This is a genomic window from Pseudomonas sp. 28 E 9 (assembly GCF_900004785.1).
In the GTDB taxonomy this organism is placed as follows: domain Bacteria; phylum Pseudomonadota; class Gammaproteobacteria; order Pseudomonadales; family Pseudomonadaceae; genus Aquipseudomonas; species Aquipseudomonas orientalis_A.
On sequence record NZ_CVTK01000052.1, the window covers coordinates 91949 to 115327 of the forward strand.

The window sequence follows — 23379 nt, forward strand, 5'->3', positions numbered from 1 at the left end:
CAGGAGGTAAGAAGTTGTAACTAACTCCCCACCCTACCAGCGTTCTTGCTCGTCGTCAGGGTTAATTTGTAATGTAGGATTTATCTTTGCAAAGGGGTTGAAATGTTTCAGCAGGTGCTCAATTGTGTAACCAAGAGGTCATGGTTTCACCACCCCGGTGTTGCAGTTTGTGATCTCTGGCGAGCTAGCTGAAATAAGGGAAGAACTATGCAAATCCAAGTCAATAGCGATAACCATATTGAAAGCAGCATCCGACTGGAGGAGTGGGTACGTACCACCATTGAGAGCACGCTCGAACGTTATGAAGAAGACCTGACCCGTGTGGAGGTCTACCTGCGGGATGAGAACGGCGACAAGCCAGGTCCCCACGATTTAAGTTGCCGCCTCGAGGCCCGGCCAAAAGGCCACCAACCGCTTTCGGTGCTGCACAAGGCCGATACGCTGGAACAAGCGATCGATGGCGCGGCCACCAGGCTCGACCATGCGCTGGAGCATCTGTTCGGCAAACTGCAAGGCAAGCCCCGCGCTGCCGGTAAAAACCAGCCGACCACCAAAGTCAATGAAGATGAGCTTGAACAGGAGTTTCTGGAAAAAGAACGGGCCGTATTCAACGGCTGATAATTTTTTGACTCCCCATTGAAGACGGGCCTGCGCATGCAGGCCCGTTTTCGTTTAAAGGCGCTGTTTGAAGAAATACCCGCTGAGCAGCGCCAGCCCGCACGCACCCAAGCTTGCAAAGAGCATGGCCCAACCGGCACCGCTGCGCAGAGCCGCACGGGCCTCGTTGAGCGCCAATCCCGGCGCATCCAGCTTGCCCGCCGCGAGGTGCTGGCTAAGGGCCGGCCATTCCATTGCCGTGCCCGGCGGCAGTACATCGGCCAGGTGATGGCTGATCCCCAACAACAGCACCAGGCCCATCAGCGCGATATTGAGCGCCAGGGTGATCAGCCGGGCGCTGAAGTCGATGCCCGAGGCCATGCCTGCGCGATCAGCCGAGACGGCGCCGGTGGTGGTGTTGGTAGTGGGCGAGTTGGTCAGCGCCAGGCCGGTGCCGGCCATCACGCAACCGAGCAGTATCAGCAGGCTGTGCGGCTGTGCGGCGAGATTGGCCACGAACATCGCCAGAAACCCCGCGCCCATGGTCGCCAGGCCCAGCGGGATGATGCGTTCGGCGCCGTAGCGCAGGGCCAGGCGTTCGGCCAGGGGCGGCACCAGCAAGGTCGGCAAGGTGTAGGCGAGCAGGGCGCCGCCGGTGGTCAGGGTGTCGTAGCCCAGGCCCGCCTGGAAATACAGCGGCAGGTAGATCATGAACGGCCAGAAGCTGAAGTTCATGCCGATCGAGCCCATCAGCGCCCCGTTGAAGCGCCGGATACGGAACACCGAGAAATCGAACATCGGATGGGCACTGCGCTTTTCAACCACGACGAACAGCAACAACGCCACCAGCGCCAGGCCCGCCCAGCCGAGCATGGCCGGTGTGGCGAAGCCGTGCTCGGTGCCCTGGGTGATAAAGTAGACCAGGGCGAACACCGCCAGCGTCAGGGTCAGCATGCCGGCAATGTCCAGGCGATGGCTGGCCGGGTCGCGGGACTCCTGCACGCTGATGCGCAACAGCACCAGAGTGAACAGGCTGAGCGGTACGTGGGCGAGAAACACCCAGCGCCAATCGGCGACCGCCAGGATCAGCGCACCGACCATCGGCCCGAACCCCAGGCCCACGCCGGCAATCACGCCCCAGATCGCGAAGGCCCGGGCACGTGCGGCCGGTTCACGAAACAAGTGCGACAGAATCGCGAACTGGCAGATCATCATCGCGCCGGCGCCGATGCCCTGGACAAAGCGCGCCACGATCAGCAGGGTCGCGTCGGTGGCCAGCCCGCAAGCCAGTGAAGCCAGGCCGAACAGCCACAAACACAGCACCAGCACGCGTCGACGGCCAAAGCGATCGGCCAGGGTGCCCGCTGCCATCAGTACGCTGGTGCAGGCCAGGGTGTAGGCGTTCATGATCCACTGGGCGTCTTGAAATCCTGTGCCCAATTCGCGTTCAAGGGTGGGCAGGATGACCGGTACGCTGGAGATTTCCAGGCCGAACATCAGCGCCACCAGGCACACGGCTGTGAGCGCCAGGCCGTTTCTGGTGGTATGCGCGGGGCTTGAGGCCGATAGAGCGGCGGCGAGTGGCATACGCAGTTCCTTAAGAGAAGAGGGAGGGATTATTCTCTCGGGAATTGGGTTCTTTATTTGCGATAACTCTTCCCTTGATAGGGGAGCCAAAGGCGACAATCTACGATGTCTACCCCACGTTTCGATGGTGTCGAGCTGTTTCTGCAAATCGTCGAGAGCGGCAGCCTGAGCGCGGCCGCCGAGCGCCTGAACCTCACGCGCTCGGCGGTGGGCAAGGGCCTGGTGCGGCTTGAAGCGCGCCTGGGCACCTGCCTGTTGCAACGCTCCACGCGCCGCCAGCGTCTGACCGAGGATGGGCAGGCCTACTACGAGCACTGTCTGCGCGCGCTGGCGGAACTGGAGGCGGCCGAGTCCGTGCTGGAAAGCGGCCGTCAGCAGCCGCGCGGGCGCTTGCGCGCGAGTTTGCCGCTGGCGTTTGGTCACCACTATGCCGCGCCTGCCCTGTGGGGCTTGATGGAGCGTTATCCGGACCTTGAGATCGACATTTGCTTCTCCGACCGCATGATCGATCTGGCGCAGGAAGGCTTCGATATTGCCGTGCGTATCGGCCCGTTGCCGGATACCGACCGCCTGAGTGCGCGGCGTCTGGGGGAGCAAGTCATGGGATTGGCGGCGTCACCGGCGTATTTGCAGCGCAGGGGGCGAATTGAACGTATCGAGGCGTTGGCGGCTCATCGCGGCATTGCTTACCGCAGCAACAGCGTCCATCGCTCGCGGCTGGTCACGCCCCTGGTGTTGGACGACCTCCAGGCTGTGGCCGACGCGGCGATTGCAGGCGTGGGCCTGGCCTGGTTACCGAGTTGGTTGATTGCCCACTATGCGCTGCGCGGACAACTGGAGGCGGTACTGCCCGACTATCGCGAGCAGCCGGCCCCCATCCATGTGATCTGGCCGACGGCGCCGCACATGCCGGCCAAGACACGATGCGCCATTGATGCGCTGGTCGCGGCCACCCCAAGTTGCCTGGCGGGCAGTTAGAACCCGAATCCTGAATACACTGAGGATCAAATGTGGGAGGGGGCTTGCCCCCGATGCAGTGGTTCAGTCAACACATACAGTGACTGACATACCGCCATCGGGGGCAAGCCCCCTCCCACATTTGATCTTCATCTACCCGAAGTTGACCACCTGCCGGATTGTCCGACTTTCAAGGAATTGGCTTCAGGCAAGTACTCACTGGCTGCACATAAAACCAATGTGGGAGGGGGCTTGCCCCCGATGCGGTGGTTCAGTCAACACATACAGTGACTGACCCACCGCAATCGGGGGCAAGCCCCCTCCCACATTTGGATGTGTTGTGGCCTGCAAATTGAAGGCAAACAGTCAGAACGCGATAGACGTCTGCACATACACCGTGCGCGGTTCACCCACGTATTTGCCCTTGTTGTTATCGTCGAACGAGCGCGTGTAGTACTGCTTGTTGAAGATGTTCTTCACCCCGACCGCGACGTTCAAGTCCGACAGCTGCGGGCCGAAGTCATACGCTGCGCGGCTGCTGAACAGCATGTAGCCGGGGATGCGTCCGTTCGCGCCGTCGGCGCTTTCGGCCTGGGTGTTGGCGTTGTCGGCGAACTGGCTGCTCTGGTAGCTGCTGTCCAGGTTGAGCTTCCACGGGCCTTCGGTGTACCCCACGCCGAGGGTGCCTTTGTGTCTGGACGAGAAGGGCACGCGATTGCCTTTGTTCGGGCCGTCTTCACGGATGGTCGCGTCGACATACGCATAGCTGGCGTACACATCGAAGCCGGCCAGCGCCGGGCTCACGCCGTCGAGGGCGTAGTTGAGGCTCGACTCGATGCCCTGGTGCCGCGTTTCACCGCGGGCGATCACGGTGTCGTTGGTCTGGTTGCTGTCGTACTGGTTGTCGAAATTGATCAGGAACGCACCGATTTCCGCGCGCAGGCTGCCGTTGTCATAGCGTGTGCCGAGCTCCCAGGTGCGGGCTTTTTCCGGCTTCACTTCGCCGCTGTTCACGCGGTTGGGCATCTGGCTGTACTGCACGCTGCCGAACGAGCCTTCAGTGTTGGCGTAGAGGTTCCAGTCGTCGGTGAGGTGATAGAGCACGTTCAACGCCGGCAGCGCGGTGTTGTAGTCGCCTTTGTATTTGACGTTGCTCAGGTTGTTGGTCTGTTGGGACTCGATCATTTCGTAGCGGATGCCCGGCGTGAGGGTCCACTTGCCGATATCGATACGGTCGTCGATGAAGAACGCATTGGCTTCGGTGCCGCCACGGGTGTCGCGGTCGTTACGGCTGTCGGTGGTCGGCAGTTGCTGATTGGCGGCAATCGGCGTGCGGTAGCGCAACTCGTGGCCGGCTTCGTTGATGTAGCGGTAGCCGACGCCGACTTCGTGGCTGGTGGGGCCGAGGTCGAAGCCTTGGGCGAAGCGGGTTTCCAGGCCGCGTACCCAATACTCGCGGGGTGACAGCGAGAGGAAGTTGCCTTGATCGAGGTAACCGCTGCGCAGGGTCTTGGTGAAGAAACTGTTGACCGTGAATTCACGGCGGTCCTGCTCGTAGCGGTAGCCGACGTTGAACATCGTGCGGCGGCCCCAGAACTTGTCGTAGGGGCGGGTCGACTGGTACGGGTCGGCCTTGTAGTCCTTGACGTTCAAGCCCCCAGGCATATCGGCCTCGCCGTCGTAGTACTGCGCCATGGCGTTGAAGCTGTTGGCGTCATCCAGCTGGTATTTACCCTTGAGGATCAGGTCATCGATGCGCGTGTCGCTGTTTTCACGCCAGTCGCCGCCACGGGTGCCGGAGTACAGGAGTGCACCGCCCAGGCCATTGTCGGCGGTGCCGCCGGCCAGCAGGTTGCCGGTGGTCTTGAAGCCGTCGTGGCTGGAGGACGGGCTGGTCTCGGTCTGCAGGCCGCCTTTGACGGTGGGCGCATCCGGAATCGCGCGGGTCACGAAGTTGACGATGCCACCGACGTTCTGCGGGCCGTAGCGCACTGCGCCGCCGCCGCGCACCACGTCCACCGCGTCCATGTTGCCCATGCTGATCGGTGCAAATGAAAGTTGCGGCTGGCCATAGGGGGCGAAGGGCACGGGAATGCCGTCCATCAACACCGTGGAGCGTGATGCCAGCCGTGGGTTGAGCCCGCGAATGCCGAAGTTCAGTGCCATGTCATGGCTGCCGGTGCCGTTGTTGTCCGGGGCATTGACGCCGGGGATGCGGTTGAGCACGTCACGGGCCTGGGTTGCGCCCTGGCGTTCGAATTCGTCGCGGCGGATGACGTCACGGGCGCCGGGATGCTCGAACACGTTGGTCTGCGCCGCGTCACCGAGCCAGTCGCCGACCACGTTGGAGGTTTGCAGCTCGAGGGTGGCCGGGGCGCCGGCCGGTTGCAGGCTGTAGGCGTTGTCACCCTCGGCGCGGGCTTGCAGGCCACTGCCTTCCAACAGTTTATCCAGGCCTTCGGCGGTGCTGTAGTTGCCCGTCAAACCAGGGCTTTGGCGACCGGCGGTGACCTCGGAACCGAAGGACACCAGCACCCCGGCTTCACGGCCGAACTGGTTCAGGGCCGCTTCCAGACTCGTCGGCGCGATGTGATAGGCCTTGGTGTCGGCCGCCATCGCCGGGGGCAGCACGGTCAGGCTAAGGCTGGCGCCGAGCAGGAGTTGGCGCAGGGTACGGGCAAGAAGCGTCGGTTGCAGGGGCATGAAGGGTGGTCCTGAGAAGGAAGGATCAAGGGGGCTTTCCTTCTCTGTCACGCGACGTAGGGAAAACGGCTCAGCGGTTTTCAAAAAACTTCACGCACGGGCCTGAACCGTCACCCAATAGCGGGTAAAGCGTCGCACTTTTACCGGCAGGCTGACTTCCAGCAGGTCGAGAATGCGTTCGCTGTCATCCAGCGGATAACTGCCGGACAGCAGCAGGTTTGCCACCTGCGGGTCGCAATTGAGCTGGCCCCGGCGATAGCGCCCGAGTTCGCCGAGGAAGTCTTCCAGGCGCATATGCGCGGCCACCAGCATGCCGTCAGCCCAGGCGCCGCTGTTGGCGTCTATAGCGCGCGGGCTGTCCCAGCCCTTGCGGGTGTAATTGACCTGGTGCGCGGCGTCCACCCTCAGCGGCAGGCCGCTGTAGTGGTTGGGCATCACGTCGACACGGCCATCGAGCACTGCCAATTGGGTATGGTCATTGAACTGACGCACGTTCAGGCGCGCCGCCTGGCTGCTGAGCAAACCCTGGCCGGTCAGCACGCGCAGCGGTGTGGCTCCTGCGCGAGCGGTCAGCAGGATTTCACCTTCGAGCAGGCGGATCAGGCGCTGGTGGCCATCGAAATGCACATCCACCGCACTGCCTGTGTTGAGTTGCAACTGGCTGCCGTCGGCCAACTGCACGCGGCGACGCTGGCCGACAGGGCTGCGGTAGTCCGCCGTCAACGGCGGCAAAATGTGTTGCTGGCGCAGGCTCCAGGCTGCCGCCGAACCTGCGCCGAGGATCAACAGCAGCTTCAGCGCCTGGCGCCGGCTGGTGGAGGTCGGTGCATTCAACGCCGCGTGCGCCAGCGGCGAAGGCAGGCCACGCAGGCGCTGGTTGACGCGCTGGATCTGGTCCCACGCACGCTGATGTTCGCTATGCGCCTCCAGCCATTGCTGCCAGGCCGCCTGCTGGCGCGGGTCGAGCGCGCCTTGCTGCATTTGCAGCAACCAGTGCACGGCCTGTTCGGCAACCTGGGTCGAGACATTCATAGGGCGAAGTAGCAGCGCAGGGCGGCTTTATGCAGGTGGCGCTTGACCGTGGCAATGGAAATGCCCAGTTGCGCGCCGATCTGTGCGTAGGTCAGGCCATCGAGCTGGGCCAGCAGGAACGCGCGTTTGACCTGCACCGGCAGGCCGTCGAGCAGTTGGTCCAGTTCCACCAGGGTTTGCAGGATGATTGCGCGGTCTTCTTCCGACGGCGCGACGTGCTCCGGCATTTGCGCCAGGGCGTCGAGGTAGGCGCGTTCCAGGTCCTGGCGACGGTAGTAGTTGAAGAGTACGCGTTTGGCGACCGTGGTGAGAAAGGCGCGCGGCTCGATCAGCGTGGGCGCTTCCCGCGTGCTGAGCACGCGGATGAAGGTATCGTGCGCCAGGTCGGCGGCGCTTTGCGGGCAGCCGAGCTTGCGTCGCAACCAGCCGGTGAGCCAGTGGTGATGGTCGTTGTACAGAACTTCGACGGTGTTGGACGGCGGCAACGTGATCACTCCATCAGCATCGGCATGCTTTAGAGAACAAGAATTGTTCGCATTGTAGGGCCGCAGACACGGTTCGGCAATCGACCCGAGCAGGTGATTCATCCGTTCTCTTTTGCTTATGAGAATATTTATCATTAATATTGCGCGCTGATGAACTTGGCGCCTGCCGCATGAAAAGCAAAACCTCACTGCCCGCCTCTTATCGCCTCGCCGTCACTTCGCGCGTACTGGCGGCTGTGGTCGGCGGTTATCTGACGGCCTCGCTGGCCGCGATCTGTATCGCGCTGTGGCTGCCGACGACGCGTGCCGACGCGGTGATTGTCGGCATGATGAGTTCATTCGTGTTCTACCTGCTGGCGGTGCTCTGGTGTTTCGCCTGCCGCACCGCGTGGCGTGCGTGGGCCGGGGTGATGCTGCCCAGCGCCCTGCTCGCGACCCTGGCGGGCATTGGGTTCTGGGTGGTGCGCACATGAAAGAGGGTTTTCGCCAAGCCATGGCCTGGCTGCACACCTGGGCCGGATTGATTTTCGGCTGGCTGCTGTTTGCGATTTTCCTGACCGGCACCCTGGCCTATTTCAAGGATGAAATAACCCACTGGATGCAGCCCGAAGTCCAGGCCCATCCGGTGGACGACGCGCGCAGCCTCGCCGTAGCGCAAGACTACCTGCAGCAACAGGCGCCCACGGCCGCGCGCTGGTTCATTACCTTGCCCAACAGCCGCGACCCCGGCCTGTCGGTGATGTGGCAGGACAAGGTCGACCCCGGCAAGCGCGGCAACTTCATCCAGAAAGTCCTCGACCCGGTCAGCGGCCAAGCGGTGCAGGCCCGCGAAAGCATGGGCGGTGAATTCTTCTACCGCTTCCACTTCCAACTGCAGATGCCTTACCCATGGGGCCGCTGGCTGTCGACCCTCGCCGCCATGGTGATGTTTGTCGCGCTGATCACCGGCATCATTACCCACAAGAAAATCTTCAAGGACTTCTTCACCTTCCGCCCGCGCAAGGGCCAGCGCTCCTGGCTGGACGGGCACAACGCGGTGGGCGTGCTGGTGCTGCCGTTTCACCTGATGATCACCTATAGCAGCCTGGTGATTTTCATGAGCATGGTGATGCCGGCGCCGATCGTGGCCTCCTATGGCAATGACAGCCGTGCCTTCTTCAATGAAGTGTTTCCCAGTTCCGATAACGCGCCCGCACTCGGCCAGCCGGGCACGTTGCTGCCGTTGTGGCCGATGTACCAGCAGGCGCAGCAACAGTGGGCGGGTGGGCATGTCGGGCGCCTGGCGGTGAATAACCCGAGCGACGTCAACGCCTCGGTGAATGTATTTCGCGCCGGCTCCGACAGCGTGGTGCAAGATTTTGGCAGCACTGTTTCCTTCAACGGCACCACGGGCGAGTTGCTGCGGGTCAGTGGTGAACCGTCCTTGCCGTCGGTCATCGGTGGCAGTTTCTACGGCTTGCACATGGGCCATTTCGCCGGCCCGGTGCTGCGGTGGTTGTATTTCATCTGCGGCCTGGCAGGCACGGCGATGATCGGCACAGGCCTGGTGATATGGCTGGGCAAGCGTCAGCTCAAGCACGCCAAAACCGGTGTGATGCCCTTTGAACTGCGGTTGGTGGAGGTGCTGAATATCGCCAGCATGTCGGGGCTGATGATCGCCATCGCGGCGTTTTTCTGGGCCAATCGACTGCTGCCGGTGAGTATGGCCGAACGTTCCGACTGGGAAGTGCAGAGCTTCTTTATCGCCTGGGGACTGAGCCTGGTGCATGCCATGCTGCGGCGCGGTCGCCAGGGCTGGGTCGAGCAGTTGAGCCTGGGCGCGCTGCTGTTTATGGCCATCCCGTTGATTAATGCCCTGACTACGCCGTATCACTTGGGCAATTCGCTGATGAGCCGCGACTGGGCCATGGCCGGCTTCGACCTGACGTGCCTGGCCGGCGGCCTGTTCCTGGGATGGGCCGCCTGGAAGATGCAGCGTCGCGCCGCGTTGCAGCCCAAGGCAGAGCGCGCGCGTGCATTGGCGTTCAAGCAGGAGGCCGGCTGAATGTTGCTCGCGCTGCTGCTGTGCTACGCCGGGTTTACTGCGCTGTGCCTGGCCACCGATCGTCATCACGGCGAGTTGCTGCGCAGCAAACCCACGCCTGCACGGCGCCTGGGCTTGCGTGCGGCCGGCTGGGTGCTGCTGACCCTGTCGATCTGGCCGGCGGTGGCCGTCACCGGTTGGGGTCAGGGCTTGGTGGAGTGGTGCGCGGTGCTCATGCTCAGCGCCCTGCTTTTGGTGCTGCTGTTGCCGTACCGGCCACGGCTGGCCTTGATCCTCGCGGGCGTTGGCGTGCTGGCCAGCCCGGTCGCGGCGTTTGGCCTTTTCTGAGCTGCCCATGATGATCAGCCCGCCGCCTAAGCACCAGGACAGCGCGCACCCGGACGCGGCCGGGGGGCGTGCGCATTTCCTGCAGGTGTTCCTGTCCCAGCGTTCACAGATGGAGGCCTTGGTCAGCCGCCGTGTCGGTTGCCGCGCCACGGCGGCTGATCTGGTGCAGGACCTGTTTCTGCGCTTCTGGCGCCGCCCGCTGGTGCAGGTCGAAGAGCTCAGCACCTACCTGCTGCGCTGCGCCGGCAATATCGCCATCGACCATTTGCGCAGCGAAGGCGCCCGCGTGCGCAGCAACGAGGGCTGGTTGCCGGAGCAGCAGGACAACCAGGGCTGCGAACCCCAGGCGGCCCTCGAAGCAGGCAATGACCTGCGGCATGTCGAAGCCGCCTTGCGCAGCCTGCCCGAGCGCACCCGGCAGATTTTCCTGCTCAACCGCATTCATGGGCGCAAATACGCAGAGATCGCCAAGGCCATGGGCCTGTCCCAAAGCGCCGTGGAAAAACACATGATGCGGGCCCTGCACGCGTGCAAGGCGAGCCTGCGCGAACCGTCAGTCCCTCGTACGCCAGGGAACGCATCGTGAACGTCACTCCCACGCCCGCTCAGGAACAGGCTGCGCTCGACTGGCTGAGCCGGCTGCACGACCAGCCCGGCAGCGGCGATCAAGCCTCCTTCAGCCAATGGCTGCGGGCCGACCCCGCCCATATCGAAGCCTACGCCCAGGCCCAGGTGCTGTGGGAGTTGAGCGAGGTGCCGGCACGCACCCTGGCCGACGAAGACGCACAGGCCTTGCAGGGTTACCTCGATGCGATGCGCCGTTCCGGGCGCTCGCGCCTGGTGCGTGGGGCCGGCGCCCTGGCCATGGCGGCCTGTTTGTTGCTGATGGTGTCGATGGGCGCCGGTTGGCAGCCGTCGCGTTGGGTCGATGACCTTGGCGCCGATTACGTGACGGCGCCAGGGCAGGTGAGGACCGTCACCCTGGTCGATCAGTCCCGCGTCACCCTCGACGCCGACAGCGCGATTGCGGTGGATTTCAGCCACGGCGAGCGGCATATCCAATTGCGCCGCGGGGCCGGTTTTTTCCGCGTTGTCCACACCGGCCAGCCCTTCGTGGTCGAGGCGGGCGACGGAGAAACGCGGGTGCTGGGCACACAGTTCGAAGTACGCCTGCAACCGGCAGGGGCCCAGGTGACCGTGCTGTCGGGCCGGGTTGGCGTAACGCCGTCCGCCCAGGCGCCGCAGCAAATTCTGACGGCAGGCCAGCAAGTGGCCTACGCCGATGGTGTAGCCGAGCCGCTGCACTCGGTGGACAGCGAATCACGCCTGGCCTGGCGCGACGGTTGGCTCAATTACTACAAGGCGCCGCTGGCCGAGGTGGTCAGGGACCTCGCGCGTTACTACCCGGGCCGCATCCTCCTGCTCAATGCCGAGATGGGCGCCAGGCGCGTCAGCGGCAGCTTTCCAAGCGACGACCCTGTCGCCGTGTTGAAGGCCTTGCAAGCGGTCCTCGGCTTCGAGCAGCACACGCTGCTGGGGCGGGTGATTGTGTTGCGATAGGCGCACGGCGCCGTTCAACTCCGCACGGTCAACGGCCTGCCACCGATTGCGATGTATCAGCTACAGATAGGCTGACTGACACACTGCTATCGAGGATAGGTATCTACACCACTCTGTAACCCCCAAACGTAACCACGATGCGAAGCGAGTCGCTCTTGATCTTGATCTGCTTTTGATCCTAGGCGCCCCGTTAAACCACGCTGGCCGAACGCAGGCTTGAATCCGTGGGTAACCCGGCAGGACGCCGGGTTAGCCGCACTGGGCCAGGGATGGCCCATTGCGGCGGCCCACGGATTCAAGCCGGAGAGGGCACACCGAGCCTAAGCGAGGTGCCGAGTGGTGGGGCAAGAGCGTTTTGCTTACTTTTGCGCTTTTCAAAAGTGAGCCGCTGTAAAAGCGGAACCCTAAGTAGCCGTTACCGCAGAAACGGATATGTAATCAGTCTGATCCAGCATCCTGGTCGGCCCAGAGGCCGCCATCGGGGGCAAGCCCCCTCCCACATTTGGACCGGGATCGCCACCAACATCCTGGTCGGCCCAGAGGCCGCTATCGGGGGCAAGCCCCCTCCCACATTTGATCTGCGGTGTTTTCGAGGACCGGGTTATTTCAGGGCGGCCATGATGGCCTCGGGGTTGTAGTCGCGGATCAAGGTGCCGTTGACGTCCACAAACGGAATCCCGCCGCCACCCAACGCTTCATACGCCTTACGCGCCTGGGCATCCTTCTCGATGTCGAAGGTTTGGTAGGGAATCCCCTTCTGGTCCAGAAAGCGCCGGATCTGCTTGCAGTAGCCACACCACTCGGTGGCGTAAAGCACCACACGCGCCGAGCTGCGTACCTGCTCGGACACCACCTGCGACGGGTTGAACAGCCGCTCGACCTTGCCCCAGTTCTGAATCACCACCACCACCAGCAACACCAGCAGGACTTTCTTCAAGACCCCGCCAAGCATCAGTTACGGCGCTTGAGCTGATCAGTCAGTTGGGTCGGCAGGCCCTTGATGATCAAGGTGCCGGCGGCTTCGTCGTATTCAATCTTGTCGCCCAGCAGGTGCGCTTCAAAGCTGATGGACAAGCCTTCGGCGCGGCCGGTGAAGCGGCGGAACTGGTTGAGGGTGCGTTTGTCGGCAGGAATTTCCGGCGACAGGCCGTAGTCCTTGTTGCGAATGTGATCGTAGAACGCTTTGGGCCGATCTTCATCGATCAGACCGGACAGTTCTTCCAGGCCCATCGGCTCGCCGAGCTTGGCCTGGCTGCTGGCGTAGTCCACCAGGGTCTTGGTTTTCTCGCGCGCCGACTCGTCCGGCAGGTCCTCGCTTTCAACGAAGTCACTGAACGCCTTGAGCAGGGTGCGGGTTTCGCCCGGGCCGTCGACGCCTTCCTGGCAGCCGATAAAGTCGCGGAAGTATTCCGAGACCTTCTTGCCGTTCTTGCCCTTGATAAACGAGATGTACTGTTTGGACTGCTTGTTGTTCTGCCACTCGGACACGTTGATCCGCGCGGCCAGGTGCAGCTGGCCCAGGTCCAGGTGGCGCGAGGGCGTCACGTCCAGCTCGTCGGTCACCGCCACGCCTTCGCTATGGTGCAGCAGGGCGATGGCCAGGTAGTCGGTCATGCCTTGCTGGTAGTGGGCGAACAGCACGTGACCGCCGGTCGACAGGTTGGACTCCTCCATCAGCTTCTGCAGATGCTCCACTGCGGTACGGCTGAAGGTGGTGAAATCCTGGCCGCCGTCAAAGTATTCCTTCAACCAGCCGCTGAACGGGTGCGCGCCGGACTCGGCATGGAAGAAACCCCAGGCCTTGCCCTGTTTGGCGTTGTAGCTCTCGTTGAGGTCGGCAAGCATGTTCTCGATGGCGGCCGATTCGGACAGCTCCGAATCACGGGCATGCAGAACTGCGGGTGTGCCGTCGGGTTTTTTGTCGATCAGGTGGACGATGCAATGACGGATCGGCATAGGCTTCTCGGCTGGTTGAAGGGGAGCGTTGAGCCTCCCGCAAAAAGTTGCCCAGTGTACCGCACCCGTTGGTCAAGACGCGCCTGGAAGGGCGGTTTGGATGTTCTCCCACCGTGCATATGGGGTTTTTTCACGCTTTAGAGCGATAAAGCTGACCAAATGGGTATGTTGAGGCGGATATTTCCCCGTCTCTGTGCTAGTTTTGCCCCGTCTTACGCCAAGTCTCGGCGTTAAGCGTGCATTCAGCATTTGTCAGGTCGAACCAATCCCCGTTTCAAGCATCTATAACCCCGTTCTCCAAAGGTTATAGCCGGGGCGCCAGGCCGACACGGTCGGGCTCGACGGCTGACACTGCACTCTGCAATCCATATGAATTTGATAGGGAAGGAACACCACAATGGCTTTGACTAAAGACCAACTGATCGCTGATATCGCTGAAGCTATCGACGCGCCGAAAACCACCGCGCGCGCAGCGCTGGACCAACTGGGCCAGATCGTTGCCGATCAGCTGGAAAACGGCGGCGAAATCACTCTGCCAGGTATCGGCAAGCTGAAAGTGACCGAGCGTCCTGCCCGTACCGGCCGTAACCCTTCGACTGGCGCTGCCATCGAAATCGCTGCCAAGAAAGTTATCAAGCTGGTTGTGGCCAAAGGCCTGACCGACGCTGTTAACAAGTAAGACGCCGTAAAAAAACCGTGCTCCGGAGTGATCCGGGCACGGTTTTTTGTTGCCTGCGATTTTACGTCTTACTGTAGGAGCGAGCTTGCTCGCGAAGAACCCACAGGCAGCGCGTTTATCCAGGATGCACGCGTTATCGTTGGCGTCCTTCGCGAGCAAGCTCGCTCCTACAGGTTGGCTTCAGCGCACCCAGCGCTGGCGCCAGATCTGCTGTTCGTTCTTGGTCTGGAAGGTCCAGGCGACGAAGCGGCTCTGCTTTTGCCCCTGGGACATTTCCACCACCTGGCTTTCCAGCACGCCGGCCTTTTTCAACGCCGTCTCGATCGCGGGCAGGTTTGACGCTTTTGACACCAGTGTGCTGAACCACAGCACCTTGTGGGCAAAATGTGCGCTTTCGGCGATCAGTTGCGTCACGAAACGCGCTTCGCCGCCCTCACACCACAGTTCGGCCGATTGGCCGCCGAAGTTCAGCACCGGCAGCTTGCGCTTGGGGTCGGCCTTGCCCAGGGCACGCCACTTGCGCTCGCTGCCTTTGGTCGCTTCGTCCATGGACGCGTGGAACGGCGGGTTGCACATGGTCAGGTCAAAGCGTTCGGCAGGCTCCAGCAGGCCCAGCAGGATATGCTTGGGGTTGGGTTGCTGGCGCAATTCGATGACTTTGCTCAAGTCGTTGGACTGCACGATGGCCTTGGCAGCCGCCACGGCGATAGGGTCGACCTCCGAGCCGAGGAAGTTCCAGCGGTACTCCATGTAGCCAATCAGCGGGTAGACGCAGTTGGCGCCCATGCCGATATCCAGCACCTTGACGATGGAACCGCGCGGAATCTTGCCGTCGTTGACGCTGGCCAGCAGGTCGGCGAGGAAGTGCACGTAGTCGGCGCGCCCGGGCACCGGCGGGCACAGGTAATCGGCCGGGATGTCCCAATGCTGGATGCCGTAGAACGACTTGAGCAACGCCCGGTTGAACACCCGCACCGCGTCCGGGCTGGCGAAGTCGATGCTCTCTTTGCCATAGGGATTGATGATCACGAATTGCGCCAGTTCCGGCGTGGTCTTGATCAGCGCCTGGAAGTCGTAACGGCCTGTGTGGCGGTTGCGCGGGTGCAGGGTAGCCTCTTTGCGTGGCGCGACGGGTTTGGCCGTGGCGGCGGTTTTAGGCTTCTTGCGCGGTGGTTTGGGTGTGCTGGGGGCGGTCATGTTGATTCTGGTGTTGGCTCAAAGTGGCGGCCATTGTCACACATCCTGAGCCCAACTCGTTCAAATGTGGGAGGGGGCTTGCCCTTTGTAGGAGCGAGCTTGCTCGCGAAGAACTCCCAGGCACCGCGTTTATTCGGAAAATACGCGTTATCGTTGACGTTTTTCGCGAGCAAGCTCGCTCCTACAGACGGCCACATGGACCGCGTGCGCAGGAACTGCGGGCAAAAAAAGAGACCCGAAGGTCTCTTTTTTGCGCGACTCAAGCCTTACAGGCTGGAAATCCGCGCATGTTGCTCCGCCAGCTTGCCCAGGGCCTGTTCAGCCTCGGCCAGTTTGGCGCGTTCTTTCTCGATCACTTCCGCCGGCGCCTTGTCGACGAATGCCGCGTTGGACAGCTTGCCGCCCACGCGTTGCACTTCGCCTTGCAGGCGCGCGATTTCCTTGTCGAGACGGGCCAGTTCCGCGCCCTTGTCGATCAGGCCGGCCATCGGCACCAGCACTTCCATATCACCGACCAGCGCAGTGGCCGACAGCGGTGCTTCGGCGCCATCGGCCAATACGGTGATGGACTCCAGCTTGGCCAGCTTCTTGAGCAGCGCATCGTTTTCGCTGAGGCGACGCTGGTCTTCGGCACTGGCGTTCTTGACGAACACGGCCAGCGGCTTGCCCGGACCGATGTTCATCTCGGCGCGGATGTTGCGCGTGCCGAGCATCAGGGTTTTGAGCCATTCGATATCGCTTTCGGCGGCCTCATCGATACGGGCTTCATTGGCCACCGGCCAGGGCTGCAGCATGATGGTCTTGCCTTCGACACCGGCCAGCGGCGCCAGGCGCTGCCAGATTTCTTCGGTGATGAACGGCATGAACGGGTGCGCCAGGCGCAGCGCCACTTCCAGTACGCGCACCAGGGTGCGACGGGTGCCGCGCTGGCGTTCGACCGGCGCGTTTTCGTCCCACAGCACTGGCTTGGACAGTTCCAGGTACCAGTCGCAATACTGGTTCCAGATGAACTCGTACAAGGCCTGGGCGGCCAGGTCGAAACGGAACTGGTCGAGCTGGCGGGTCACTTCGGCTTCGGTGCGCTGCAGCTGCGAAATGATCCAGCGGTCGGCCAGGCTCAGTTCGAAGGCTTCGCCGTTCTGGCCGCAGTCTTCGCCTTTATCCAGCACGTAGCGCGCGGCGTTCCAGATCTTGTTGCAGAAGTTGCGATAGCCTTCGACGCGGCCCATGTCGAACTTGATGTCGCGACCGGTGGACGCCAGGGAGCAGAAGGTGAAGCGCAGGGCGTCGGTGCCATAGCTGGCGATGCCGTCGGCGAACTCGTCGCGGGTCTGCTTCTCGATCTTTTTCGCCAGTTTGGGCTGCATCATGCCCGAGGTGCGTTTCTGCACCAGGGTTTCCAGGTCGATGCCGTCGATGATGTCCAGCGGGTCCAGGACGTTGCCCTTGGACTTGGACATTTTCTGGCCCTGGCCATCGCGAACCAGGCCGTGCACGTACACGGTCTTGAACGGTACCTGCGGGGTGCCGTCTTCGTTCTTCACCAAATGCATGGTGAGCATGATCATCCGGGCAACCCAGAAGAAAATGATGTCGAAGCCGGTGACCAGCACGTCGGTGGAGTGGAATTTCTTCAGGAATTCGGTCTGCTGCGGCCAACCCAACGTCGAGAAGGTCCACAGGCCCGAGCTGAACCAGGTGTCCAGTACGTCGTTGTCCTGTTGCAGGGCGATGTCGGCACCGAGGTTGTGCTTGGCGCGCACTTCGGCTTCGTCGCGGCCTACATACACCTTGCCCGATTCGTCGTACCAGGCCGGAATCCGGTGGCCCCACCACAGCTGACGGCTGATGCACCAGTCCTGGATGTCGCGCATCCACGAGAAGTACATGTTTTCGTACTGTTTAGGCACGAACTGGATGCGGCCGTCTTCCACGGCGGCAATGGCAGGCTCGGCCAGCGGCTTGGTGGACACGTACCACTGGTCGGTCAGCCACGGCTCGATCACGGTGCCGGAGCGGTCGCCCTTCGGCACTTTCAGGCCGTGGTCGTCAACGCTCACCAGCAAACCGGCAGCGTCGAAGGCGGCAACGATCTGCTTGCGCGCTTCGAAGCGGTCGAGGCCGGCGTATTCGGCCGGGATCTTGCCGTCGATGCTCTCGTTCAGCGTGCCGTCCAGGTTGAACACCTGGCAGGCCGGCAACACGGCGGCATTCTTGTCGAAGATGTTCAGCAGCGGCAGGTTGTGGCGCTTGCCGACTTCGTAGTCGTTGAAATCGTGGGCCGGGGTGATTTTCACGCAGCCGGTGCCGAATTCAGGGTCGCAGTAGTCGTCGGCGATGATCGGGATGCGGCGGCCGACCAGTGGCAGCTCGACGAACTTGCCGATCAGCGCCTGATAGCGCTCATCGTTCGGGTTAACCGCAACGGCGGCGTCGCCGAGCATGGTTTCCGGACGGGTGGTGGCGACGATCAGGTAGTCGTTGCCCTCGGCGGTCTTGGCGCCGTCAGCCAGCGGATACTTGAGGTTCCACAGGAAGCCTTTCTCGTCGTGGTTTTCCACCTCGAGGTCGGAAATCGCCGTGTGCAACTTGGTGTCCCAGTTGACCAGACGCTTGCCACGGTAGATCAGGCCGTCTTCATGCAGGCGCACGAAGGCTTCCTTCACCGCTTCCGAGAGGCCGTCGTCCATGGTGAAGCGCTCGCGGCTCCAGTCCACGGAGGAACCCAGGCGACGGATCTGACGGCTGATATTGCCGCCGGACTGGTCTTTCCATTCCCAGATTTTCTCGAGGAATTTCTCGCGGCCCAGGTCGTGACGGCTCTGGCCGGTGGCTTCGAGTTGGCGTTCCACCAGCATCTGGGTGGCGATACCGGCGTGGTCGGTACCCGGTTGCCACAGGGTGTCGCGACCCTGCATGCGGCGGAAACGGATCAACGCATCCATGATCGCATTGTTGAAGCCATGGCCCATGTGCAGGCTGCCAGTGACGTTCGGTGGCGGAATCATGATGGTGTACGAGTCGCCCGCACCTTGTGGGGCGAAATAGTTTTCGGACTCCCAGGTGTTGTACCAGGAAGTTTCGATAGCGTGGGGCTGGTAGGTCTTATCCATGCGCGGCGGGACCCTAGTTGGCATTTATTCAGGAAAGCCGGCAAGTATAACGGGGGATAGAGCGCAGGGCGAGGCGAAGACAGGGCTTAAGGTGTATGCAACCAAATGTGGGAGGGGGCTTGCCCCCGATGGCGGTCTGTCAGCTTCAAATAGACTGCTGACTCACCGCTATCGGGGGCAAGTCCCCTCCCACAGGGGATCTCGGTGTGGCTTAAGACTGGTATTGGCTGAGCAGCCGCTCCATCCGCGCATCCATTCGCCGTTTGATCTCGGCTTCAATATGCGGCGAAAAATCATCGATAACGTCCTGCATGATCAATTGCGCGGCGGCGCGCAGTTCGTTGTCCAGATGCAGCAGCAGGGCGTCGGGGGCTTTTTCGGCAGCGGGGGCGGGCTCGGTAATGGCTGGCTCCGGCGCAGCAGACTTGTTGCCGACCATGTCGAACAACAGCGGAATCTGTATCTCGCCATCGGCCGTTTCGGTCAACAGCGGCGGTTGCAAGCCATCATCACCCAGCAACTGGCGGATCGACTCAAGGTCGTCCAGCAGGTGGTCGTCTTTTTTCAGCGGGTTGGGCGTGTCCATCATGTGCTCAAAGTCGTTGTAGCCGGTGGTCCTGCAGAGGATAGCCCTGTTCGCGGTAGAAACGGAAACTCTCCCGCGCGGCCTGACGAATAGCCGGGTCTTCCACCACCACTTCCGCCACACGGGCGAAGGCCTTGGCAAAGGCCGGTACTTTCAGGTCCAGGTTGACCAGCAGGTCATGGTGGTCGCCGCAACTGTCACCCAGGCCCAGCACTACCACGCCGTCGGGTTCCGATTCGGCGGGGCCGTGGGGTAGGAAGCTTTCACCCTTGAAGCGCCACAGGCGGGCATCGAGGTCCTCGCGTTGGGCGGCATCGCTGCAATGCAGGTAAATGCGATGGCCCATGCGCCAGGCCTTTTCGGTGAGCTTGCAGGCAAAGTCCAGGCGCGCGGACGGGTCGGCGCTGGGCAATATATAGAAGTCGACTTGGGTCATTGCGGTTCCTGTTGCTGGCCCGCCAGTCCTGTAGGAGCGAGCTCGCTCGCGAAAAACCAGAGGACACCGCGTTCATCCGGGATGGGCGCGTTATCGTTGGCGATCTTCGCGAGCAAGCTCGCTCCTACAGAAGGGCCGGTGGCGCTTAGGCCTTGGCGCGGTCCAGCAGGTATTGGGTCAGCAGGGGCACCGGACGGCCGGTTGCGCCCTTGTCCTTGCCGCTGGCCCATGCAGTGCCGGCGATATCCAGGTGCGCCCAGTTGAAGTTCTTGGTGAACCGCGACAGGAAGCAGGCGGCGGTGATGGTGCCGGCTTTCGGGCCGCCGATGTTGGCGATGTCGGCGAACGGGCTGTCCAGTTGCTCCTGGTACTCATCGAACAGCGGCAGTTGCCAGGCGCGGTCGTCGGCAGCCTTGCCGGCGCTGAGCAGTTGCTCGATCAGCTCGTCGTTGTTGCCCAGCAGGCCCGAGGTGTGGGCGCCCAGGGCAACCACGCAGGCGCCGGTCAGGGTGGCGATGTCGATCACCGCCTGCGGCTTGAAGCGTTCGGCGTAGGTCAGCGCATCGCACAGCACCAGGCGGCCTTCGGCGTCGGTGTTGAGGATTTCCACGGTCTGGCCGCTCATGGTCGTGACGATATCGCCTGGGCGGGCAGCACCGCCGCTCGGCATATTCTCGGCGCAGGCCAGGATGCACACCAGGTTGATCGGCAGCTTGAGTTCCAGGACGGCACGCAGGGTGCCGAACACGCTGGCGGCGCCGCCCATGTCGTACTTCATCTCGTCCATGCCTGCGCCCGGCTTGAGGCTGATGCCGCCGGTGTCGAAGGTGATGCCTTTGCCCACCAGGGCGTAAGGCTTCTCGGACTTCTTGCCGCCGTTGTATTGCATCACGATCAGGCGGGGCGGCTGGTCGCTGCCCTGGCCTACGGCATAGAACGAGCCCATGCCCAGTTCCTTGATCTTCTTCTCGTCCAGCACTTCAACCTTGAGGCCCTTGAACTCCTTGCCCAGCGCCTTGGCCTGTTCGCCCAGGTAGGTGGGGTGGCAGATGTTCGGCGGCAGGTTGCCCAGGTCGCGGGTGAACGACATGCCCTTGGCGATCGCGGTGGCGTGGGTCACGGCGCGCTCGACTTCAGCCTGGGCGGCCTTGATGGTCAGCAGGGTGATTTTCTTCAGGGCACGGGGGTCGGCCTTCTGGCTCTTGAACTGGTCGAAGACGTAGCCGCCGTCCACCAGGCTTTCGGCCAGCAGGCGGGTCTTGCCGTAGCTGTCACGGCCCTTGATGACGATTTCGTCGAGTGCCAGTGCCGCGTCGCTGCCGCCCAGGCCTTTAAGCGTGGTGAGGATGGCGCTGATGATCTTGCGAAACGGACGGTCGCCCAGTTCGGCGTCATTGCCCACGCCCACCAGCAACACGCGCTCTGCCTTGAGGTTCGGCAGGCTGTGCAGCAGCAGGCTCTGACCGACTTTGCCGGCCAGGTCGCCGCGCTTGAGCACGGCGCTGATGGCGCCGCCGCTCAGTTCATCCAGTTGCTTGGCGGCAACGCCGAGTGTGCGGCCTTCGCCAACAGCGACCACGAGGGTGGCGGTTTTCAACGTTTCGGGGCTAACGCTTTTTACAACCAATTCCATTTTCGGGTCCCTTATAAAGGTCGGTGAGCCTGGCGTTTTTACCCAGGCTTTAAAAGCGCGGCAGCCTTGTAAGCCGCCAGCGACAAAGGCCGCAGTTTGAACCTCGCAGGCGAAGCCTGACAACCCTCGAAGCACGCTTTGTGCATGCGCATGAGGTTGCGCAGTGACAGGCGCGGTCAATCACAGGATAATGCGCCATCTTTTTAGCCGACCCGTGATAAACGGGTCGACTCGGTATGCTTGCTTGTTTGGCCGCCTTAGCCTGACAACCCTGGAGTGTCTGGTTTGATCGTCTTCCGTTATCTATCCCGCGAAGTCCTGTTGACCCTGAGTGCCGTGAGTGCGGTATTGCTGGTCATCATCATGAGTGGTCGTTTCGTCAAATTCCTTGCGCAGGCTGCCTCCGGCGCCCTGGATCCGGGCTCGCTGTTCCTGATCATGGGCTTTCGCCTGCCGGGCTTTTTGCAACTGATCCTGCCGCTCGGCCTGTTCCTTGGCATTCTGCTGGCTTATGGCCGGCTCTATCTCGAAAGCGAGATGACCGTGCTGTCCGCCACCGGCATGAGCCAGCAGCGCCTGCTGGCGATGACCATGGTGCCGGCCGCCGGCGTTGCCCTGGTGGTGGCCTGGTTGAGCCTGAGCCTGGCACCCCAGGGCGCCATGCAGTTCCAACTGCTGCTGAACAAGCAGGACGCGATGACCGAGTTCGACACCCTCGAGCCCGGGCGTTTCCAGGCACTCAACGACGGCACGCGCGTGACCTACACCGAAGAAATGACCGAAGACCGTTCCAACCTGAGCGGCGTGTTCATTTCCCAGAAAAACCTCGGCAAGGACCAGAAAGACCGTGGCATCTCGATCCTGGTGGCCGACGGCGGCCGCCAGGAAGTGCACCCCGACGGCAGCCGCTACCTGATCCTGGATAACGGCTATCGCTACGATGGCAGCCCGGGCCTGGCCGATTACCGCGTGATCAAATACGACACCTACGGCGTGATGCTGCCCAAGCCCGATATCAGCGACGAAGTCACCGACCGCGACGCGCTGCCCACCGCCTCGCTGTTCGGCAGCCAGGAACTGCGCTCCATCGCCGAACTGCAATGGCGCCTGTCGCTGCCGCTGCTGGTGTTTATCGTGACTTTGATGGCGGTGCCGCTGTCGCGCGTCAACCCGCGCCAGGGCCGATTCCTCAAGCTGCTGCCGGCGATCCTGCTGTACATGGCTTACCTGACCATCCTGATTTCCGCCCGTGGCTCCCTGGAAAAGGGCAAGTTGCCGCCCGCCCTGGGCCTGTGGTGGGTGCACGGGATTTTCCTGGTGATCGGCCTGGGGCTGCTCTACTGGGAGCCTATCCGTTTGAAAATGAAGAGCCGTCGTGGCCTGAAGGAGTTGGCTCGTGGCTAAGCTCGATCGCTACATTGGTAGCAGCGTACTGATCGCCATCCTGGCGGTATTGGGCATCATCCTGGGCCTGGCCTCGCTGTTCGCCTTCATCGATGAAGTGGGCAACGTTACCGATACCTATACCGTCATGGACGTACTGAGCTTCGTGGCGCTGACCGCGCCGCGGCGTCTCTACGACATGATGCCGATGGCCGGCCTGATCGGCTGCCTGATCGGCCTGGGCACCCTGGCCAGCAACAGCGAATTGACCATCATGCGCGCGGCGGGCGTGTCCATCGGGCGTATCGTCTGGGCGGTCATGAAGCCGATGCTGCTGCTGATGGCGTGCAGCGTGCTGATCGGCGAATACGTCGCGCCACCGTCCGAAGCCACCGCCCAGGCCAATCGCGCCCTGGCCCAGGGTTCCGGCGATGCGCAGAGTTCCAAACACGGCCTGTGGCACCGTCAGGGCGACCAGTTCATCCACATCAACGCCGTGCAGCCCGGCGGGTTGTTGATCGGGGTCACGCGCTACACGTTTGACAAAGAGCGGCACATGCTCAGCTCCAGCTTCGCCAAGCGTGCGCAATACGATGGCGCGCAATGGCAACTGAGCGAGGTCACCACCACGCTGTTCCATAATGTGGGCCAGGGGTTCAATGCCAGCACCGAAGTGGTCAATGAACCCACCCAGACATGGGATATCGCGCTGAAGCCGGAGCTGCTCAATACGGTGATCATGGTTCCGGAAACCCTGCCGATCTCGGGTCTCTGGAGTTATATCCACTACCTCAAGGACCAGGGCCTGAACAATGGCCGCTACTGGCTGGCGTTCTGGGTCAAGGTATTGCAACCGGTGGTCACCGCGGCGCTGGTGCTGATGGCGATCTCCTTTATCTTCGGCCCGTTGCGTTCCGTGACCCTCGGCCAGCGGGTATTCACCGGCGTGTTGGTGGGCTTCACCTTCCGCATCGCCCAGGACTTGCTCGGGCCTTCGAGCCTGGTATTCGGGTTTTCGCCGCTATTCGCGGTGCTGGTGCCGACGTTTATCTGCGCCGTGGCCGGGTTCTGGTTGCTGCGTCGAGCCGGCTGATTGCGAGCAAG

General features: G+C 62.3%; 21 protein-coding genes. 10 read left to right on the plus strand and 11 right to left on the minus strand.

From position 1 onward, the window contains the following. Positions 1 to 207 precede the first annotated feature (207 nt). A complete protein-coding gene (locus tag BFQ00_RS19670; RefSeq protein ID WP_065934467.1) occupies positions 208 to 618 on the plus strand; it encodes an HPF/RaiA family ribosome-associated protein in 411 nt (136 codons plus the stop codon). A 54-nt stretch (positions 619 to 672) separates the two neighbouring features. Here BFQ00_RS19670 and BFQ00_RS19675 read toward each other — a convergent pair whose 3' ends face one another. Further along, positions 673 to 2184 carry an MFS transporter gene (locus BFQ00_RS19675; RefSeq protein ID WP_065934468.1) on the minus strand — a complete coding sequence of 504 codons (1512 nt, stop codon included), beginning with the start codon at positions 2182 to 2184 and terminating at the stop codon, positions 673 to 675. A 105-nt stretch (positions 2185 to 2289) separates the two neighbouring features. Here BFQ00_RS19675 and BFQ00_RS19680 point away from each other — a divergent pair, with 105 nt between their 5' ends. Further along, complete coding sequence (locus BFQ00_RS19680) at positions 2290 to 3162, plus strand: LysR family transcriptional regulator (RefSeq protein ID WP_065934469.1); 873 nt, start codon at positions 2290 to 2292, stop codon at positions 3160 to 3162. 345 nt (positions 3163 to 3507) lie between these two features. Here the strand turns inward: BFQ00_RS19680 and fecA are convergent, their stop codons facing one another. The 3 genes from fecA to BFQ00_RS19695 form a co-directional block, all read right to left on the minus strand. Then, positions 3508 to 5844, minus strand: a complete 2337-nt coding sequence (fecA, locus tag BFQ00_RS19685) for a TonB-dependent Fe(3+) dicitrate receptor FecA (RefSeq protein ID WP_065934470.1) — start codon at positions 5842 to 5844, stop codon at positions 3508 to 3510. Positions 5845 to 5934: 90 nt separating this feature from the next. After that, positions 5935 to 6876 carry a FecR domain-containing protein gene (locus BFQ00_RS19690; protein ID WP_065894834.1) on the minus strand — a complete coding sequence of 314 codons (942 nt, stop codon included), beginning with the start codon at positions 6874 to 6876 and terminating at the stop codon, positions 5935 to 5937. Then, a complete protein-coding gene (locus tag BFQ00_RS19695; RefSeq protein ID WP_065934471.1) occupies positions 6873 to 7361 on the minus strand; it encodes a sigma-70 family RNA polymerase sigma factor in 489 nt (162 codons plus the stop codon). The genes BFQ00_RS19690 and BFQ00_RS19695 overlap by 4 nt, the downstream gene beginning before the upstream one ends. 170 nt (positions 7362 to 7531) lie before the next feature. On the opposite strand from BFQ00_RS19695, the gene BFQ00_RS19700 reads away from it, so the two are divergent. The 5 genes from BFQ00_RS19700 to BFQ00_RS19720 are packed head-to-tail and all read left to right on the plus strand — an operon-like array spanning position 7532 to position 11292. Next, on the plus strand, positions 7532 to 7834 hold the full coding sequence (locus BFQ00_RS19700; RefSeq protein WP_065934472.1) for a DUF3649 domain-containing protein: 303 nt from the start codon (positions 7532 to 7534) through the stop codon (positions 7832 to 7834). Then, positions 7831 to 9405: a PepSY-associated TM helix domain-containing protein gene (locus BFQ00_RS19705; protein ID WP_065934473.1), complete on the plus strand. Its 1575-nt coding sequence runs from the start codon at positions 7831 to 7833 to the stop codon at positions 9403 to 9405. Before BFQ00_RS19700 ends, BFQ00_RS19705 begins: the two co-directional genes overlap by 4 nt. After that, positions 9406 to 9732 carry a DUF3325 domain-containing protein gene (locus tag BFQ00_RS19710; RefSeq protein ID WP_065934474.1) on the plus strand — a complete coding sequence of 109 codons (327 nt, stop codon included), beginning with the start codon at positions 9406 to 9408 and terminating at the stop codon, positions 9730 to 9732. Positions 9733 to 9739: 7 nt separating this feature from the next. Continuing rightward, complete coding sequence (locus BFQ00_RS19715; RefSeq protein WP_065934475.1) at positions 9740 to 10318, plus strand: RNA polymerase sigma factor; 579 nt, start codon at positions 9740 to 9742, stop codon at positions 10316 to 10318. Next, positions 10315 to 11292, plus strand: coding sequence for a FecR family protein (locus BFQ00_RS19720; protein WP_065934476.1), 978 nt, complete (start codon positions 10315 to 10317; stop codon positions 11290 to 11292). The genes BFQ00_RS19715 and BFQ00_RS19720 overlap by 4 nt, the downstream gene beginning before the upstream one ends. 601 nt (positions 11293 to 11893) lie before the next feature. Here the strand turns inward: BFQ00_RS19720 and BFQ00_RS19725 are convergent. Together BFQ00_RS19725 and yejK are read right to left on the minus strand one after the other, a co-directional pair. Continuing rightward, entirely contained in the window at positions 11894 to 12244 is a 351-nt protein-coding gene (locus tag BFQ00_RS19725; RefSeq protein WP_065934477.1) for a glutaredoxin family protein, read from the minus strand. Then, positions 12244 to 13248 carry a nucleoid-associated protein YejK gene (yejK, locus tag BFQ00_RS19730; RefSeq protein WP_003171997.1) on the minus strand — a complete coding sequence of 335 codons (1005 nt, stop codon included), beginning with the start codon at positions 13246 to 13248 and terminating at the stop codon, positions 12244 to 12246. Before yejK ends, BFQ00_RS19725 begins: the two co-directional genes overlap by 1 nt. Before the next feature lie 397 nt (positions 13249 to 13645). Between yejK and BFQ00_RS19735 the strand changes: the two genes are divergently transcribed. Continuing rightward, positions 13646 to 13927: an HU family DNA-binding protein gene (locus tag BFQ00_RS19735; protein WP_005785131.1), complete on the plus strand. Its 282-nt coding sequence runs from the start codon at positions 13646 to 13648 to the stop codon at positions 13925 to 13927. Between the two features lie 180 nt (positions 13928 to 14107). Here BFQ00_RS19735 and rlmF read toward each other — a convergent pair whose 3' ends face one another. The 5 genes from rlmF to BFQ00_RS19760 all read right to left on the minus strand — a co-directional run bounded on the left by rlmF (position 14108) and on the right by BFQ00_RS19760 (position 20892). Further along, positions 14108 to 15124, minus strand: a complete 1017-nt coding sequence (gene rlmF / locus BFQ00_RS19740; protein WP_065885923.1) for a 23S rRNA (adenine(1618)-N(6))-methyltransferase RlmF — start codon at positions 15122 to 15124, stop codon at positions 14108 to 14110. Between the two features lie 266 nt (positions 15125 to 15390). Next, positions 15391 to 18237 (minus strand): valine--tRNA ligase, encoded by a 2847-nt coding sequence (locus tag BFQ00_RS19745; protein ID WP_065934478.1) that lies wholly within the window; start codon positions 18235 to 18237, stop codon positions 15391 to 15393. Between the two features lie 211 nt (positions 18238 to 18448). Further along, the gene (locus tag BFQ00_RS19750; protein WP_065885925.1) at positions 18449 to 18823 is read right to left on the minus strand and encodes a DNA polymerase III subunit chi; all 375 of its coding nucleotides are present in this window, start codon (positions 18821 to 18823) and stop codon (positions 18449 to 18451) included. A gap of 7 nt (positions 18824 to 18830) precedes the next feature. Then, entirely contained in the window at positions 18831 to 19259 is a 429-nt protein-coding gene (locus tag BFQ00_RS19755; protein ID WP_065885926.1) for a DNA polymerase III subunit chi, read from the minus strand. Between the two features lie 145 nt (positions 19260 to 19404). Then, positions 19405 to 20892 (minus strand): leucyl aminopeptidase, encoded by a 1488-nt coding sequence (locus tag BFQ00_RS19760; protein WP_065885927.1) that lies wholly within the window; start codon positions 20890 to 20892, stop codon positions 19405 to 19407. Positions 20893 to 21177: 285 nt separating this feature from the next. Between BFQ00_RS19760 and lptF the strand changes: the two genes are divergently transcribed. Together lptF and lptG are read left to right on the plus strand one after the other, a co-directional pair. Next, a complete protein-coding gene (lptF, locus tag BFQ00_RS19765; RefSeq protein WP_065885928.1) occupies positions 21178 to 22296 on the plus strand; it encodes an LPS export ABC transporter permease LptF in 1119 nt (372 codons plus the stop codon). Then, positions 22289 to 23368, plus strand: coding sequence for an LPS export ABC transporter permease LptG (gene lptG, locus BFQ00_RS19770; protein ID WP_065885929.1), 1080 nt, complete (start codon positions 22289 to 22291; stop codon positions 23366 to 23368). Before lptF ends, lptG begins: the two co-directional genes overlap by 8 nt. Positions 23369 to 23379: the final 11 nt, after the last annotated feature.

Excerpts from the sequence above, each read along its gene's own strand:
- BFQ00_RS19700 (WP_065934472.1), top strand. The coding sequence starts at position 7,532 with ATGAAAAGCAAAACCTCACTGCCCGCCTCTTATCGCCTCGCCGTCACT.
- BFQ00_RS19725 (WP_065934477.1), bottom strand. The coding sequence starts at position 12,244 with ATGCTTGGCGGGGTCTTGAAGAAAGTCCTGCTGGTGTTGCTGGTGGTG.
- BFQ00_RS19760 (WP_065885927.1), bottom strand. The coding sequence starts at position 20,892 with ATGGAATTGGTTGTAAAAAGCGTTAGCCCCGAAACGTTGAAAACCGCC.
- BFQ00_RS19750 (WP_065885925.1), bottom strand. The coding sequence starts at position 18,823 with ATGGACACGCCCAACCCGCTGAAAAAAGACGACCACCTGCTGGACGAC.
- BFQ00_RS19745 (WP_065934478.1), bottom strand. The coding sequence starts at position 18,237 with ATGGATAAGACCTACCAGCCCCACGCTATCGAAACTTCCTGGTACAAC.
- BFQ00_RS19680 (WP_065934469.1), top strand. The coding sequence starts at position 2,290 with ATGTCTACCCCACGTTTCGATGGTGTCGAGCTGTTTCTGCAAATCGTC.
- rlmF (WP_065885923.1), bottom strand. The coding sequence starts at position 15,124 with ATGACCGCCCCCAGCACACCCAAACCACCGCGCAAGAAGCCTAAAACC.
- BFQ00_RS19710 (WP_065934474.1), top strand. The coding sequence starts at position 9,406 with ATGTTGCTCGCGCTGCTGCTGTGCTACGCCGGGTTTACTGCGCTGTGC.
- BFQ00_RS19690 (WP_065894834.1), bottom strand. The coding sequence starts at position 6,876 with ATGAATGTCTCGACCCAGGTTGCCGAACAGGCCGTGCACTGGTTGCTG.
- BFQ00_RS19755 (WP_065885926.1), bottom strand. The coding sequence starts at position 19,259 with ATGACCCAAGTCGACTTCTATATATTGCCCAGCGCCGACCCGTCCGCG.
- BFQ00_RS19675 (WP_065934468.1), bottom strand. The coding sequence starts at position 2,184 with ATGCCACTCGCCGCCGCTCTATCGGCCTCAAGCCCCGCGCATACCACC.
- BFQ00_RS19670 (WP_065934467.1), top strand. The coding sequence starts at position 208 with ATGCAAATCCAAGTCAATAGCGATAACCATATTGAAAGCAGCATCCGA.
- BFQ00_RS19735 (WP_005785131.1), top strand. The coding sequence starts at position 13,646 with ATGGCTTTGACTAAAGACCAACTGATCGCTGATATCGCTGAAGCTATC.
- yejK (WP_003171997.1), bottom strand. The coding sequence starts at position 13,248 with ATGCCGATCCGTCATTGCATCGTCCACCTGATCGACAAAAAACCCGAC.
- fecA (WP_065934470.1), bottom strand. The coding sequence starts at position 5,844 with ATGCCCCTGCAACCGACGCTTCTTGCCCGTACCCTGCGCCAACTCCTG.
- BFQ00_RS19715 (WP_065934475.1), top strand. The coding sequence starts at position 9,740 with ATGATGATCAGCCCGCCGCCTAAGCACCAGGACAGCGCGCACCCGGAC.
- BFQ00_RS19705 (WP_065934473.1), top strand. The coding sequence starts at position 7,831 with ATGAAAGAGGGTTTTCGCCAAGCCATGGCCTGGCTGCACACCTGGGCC.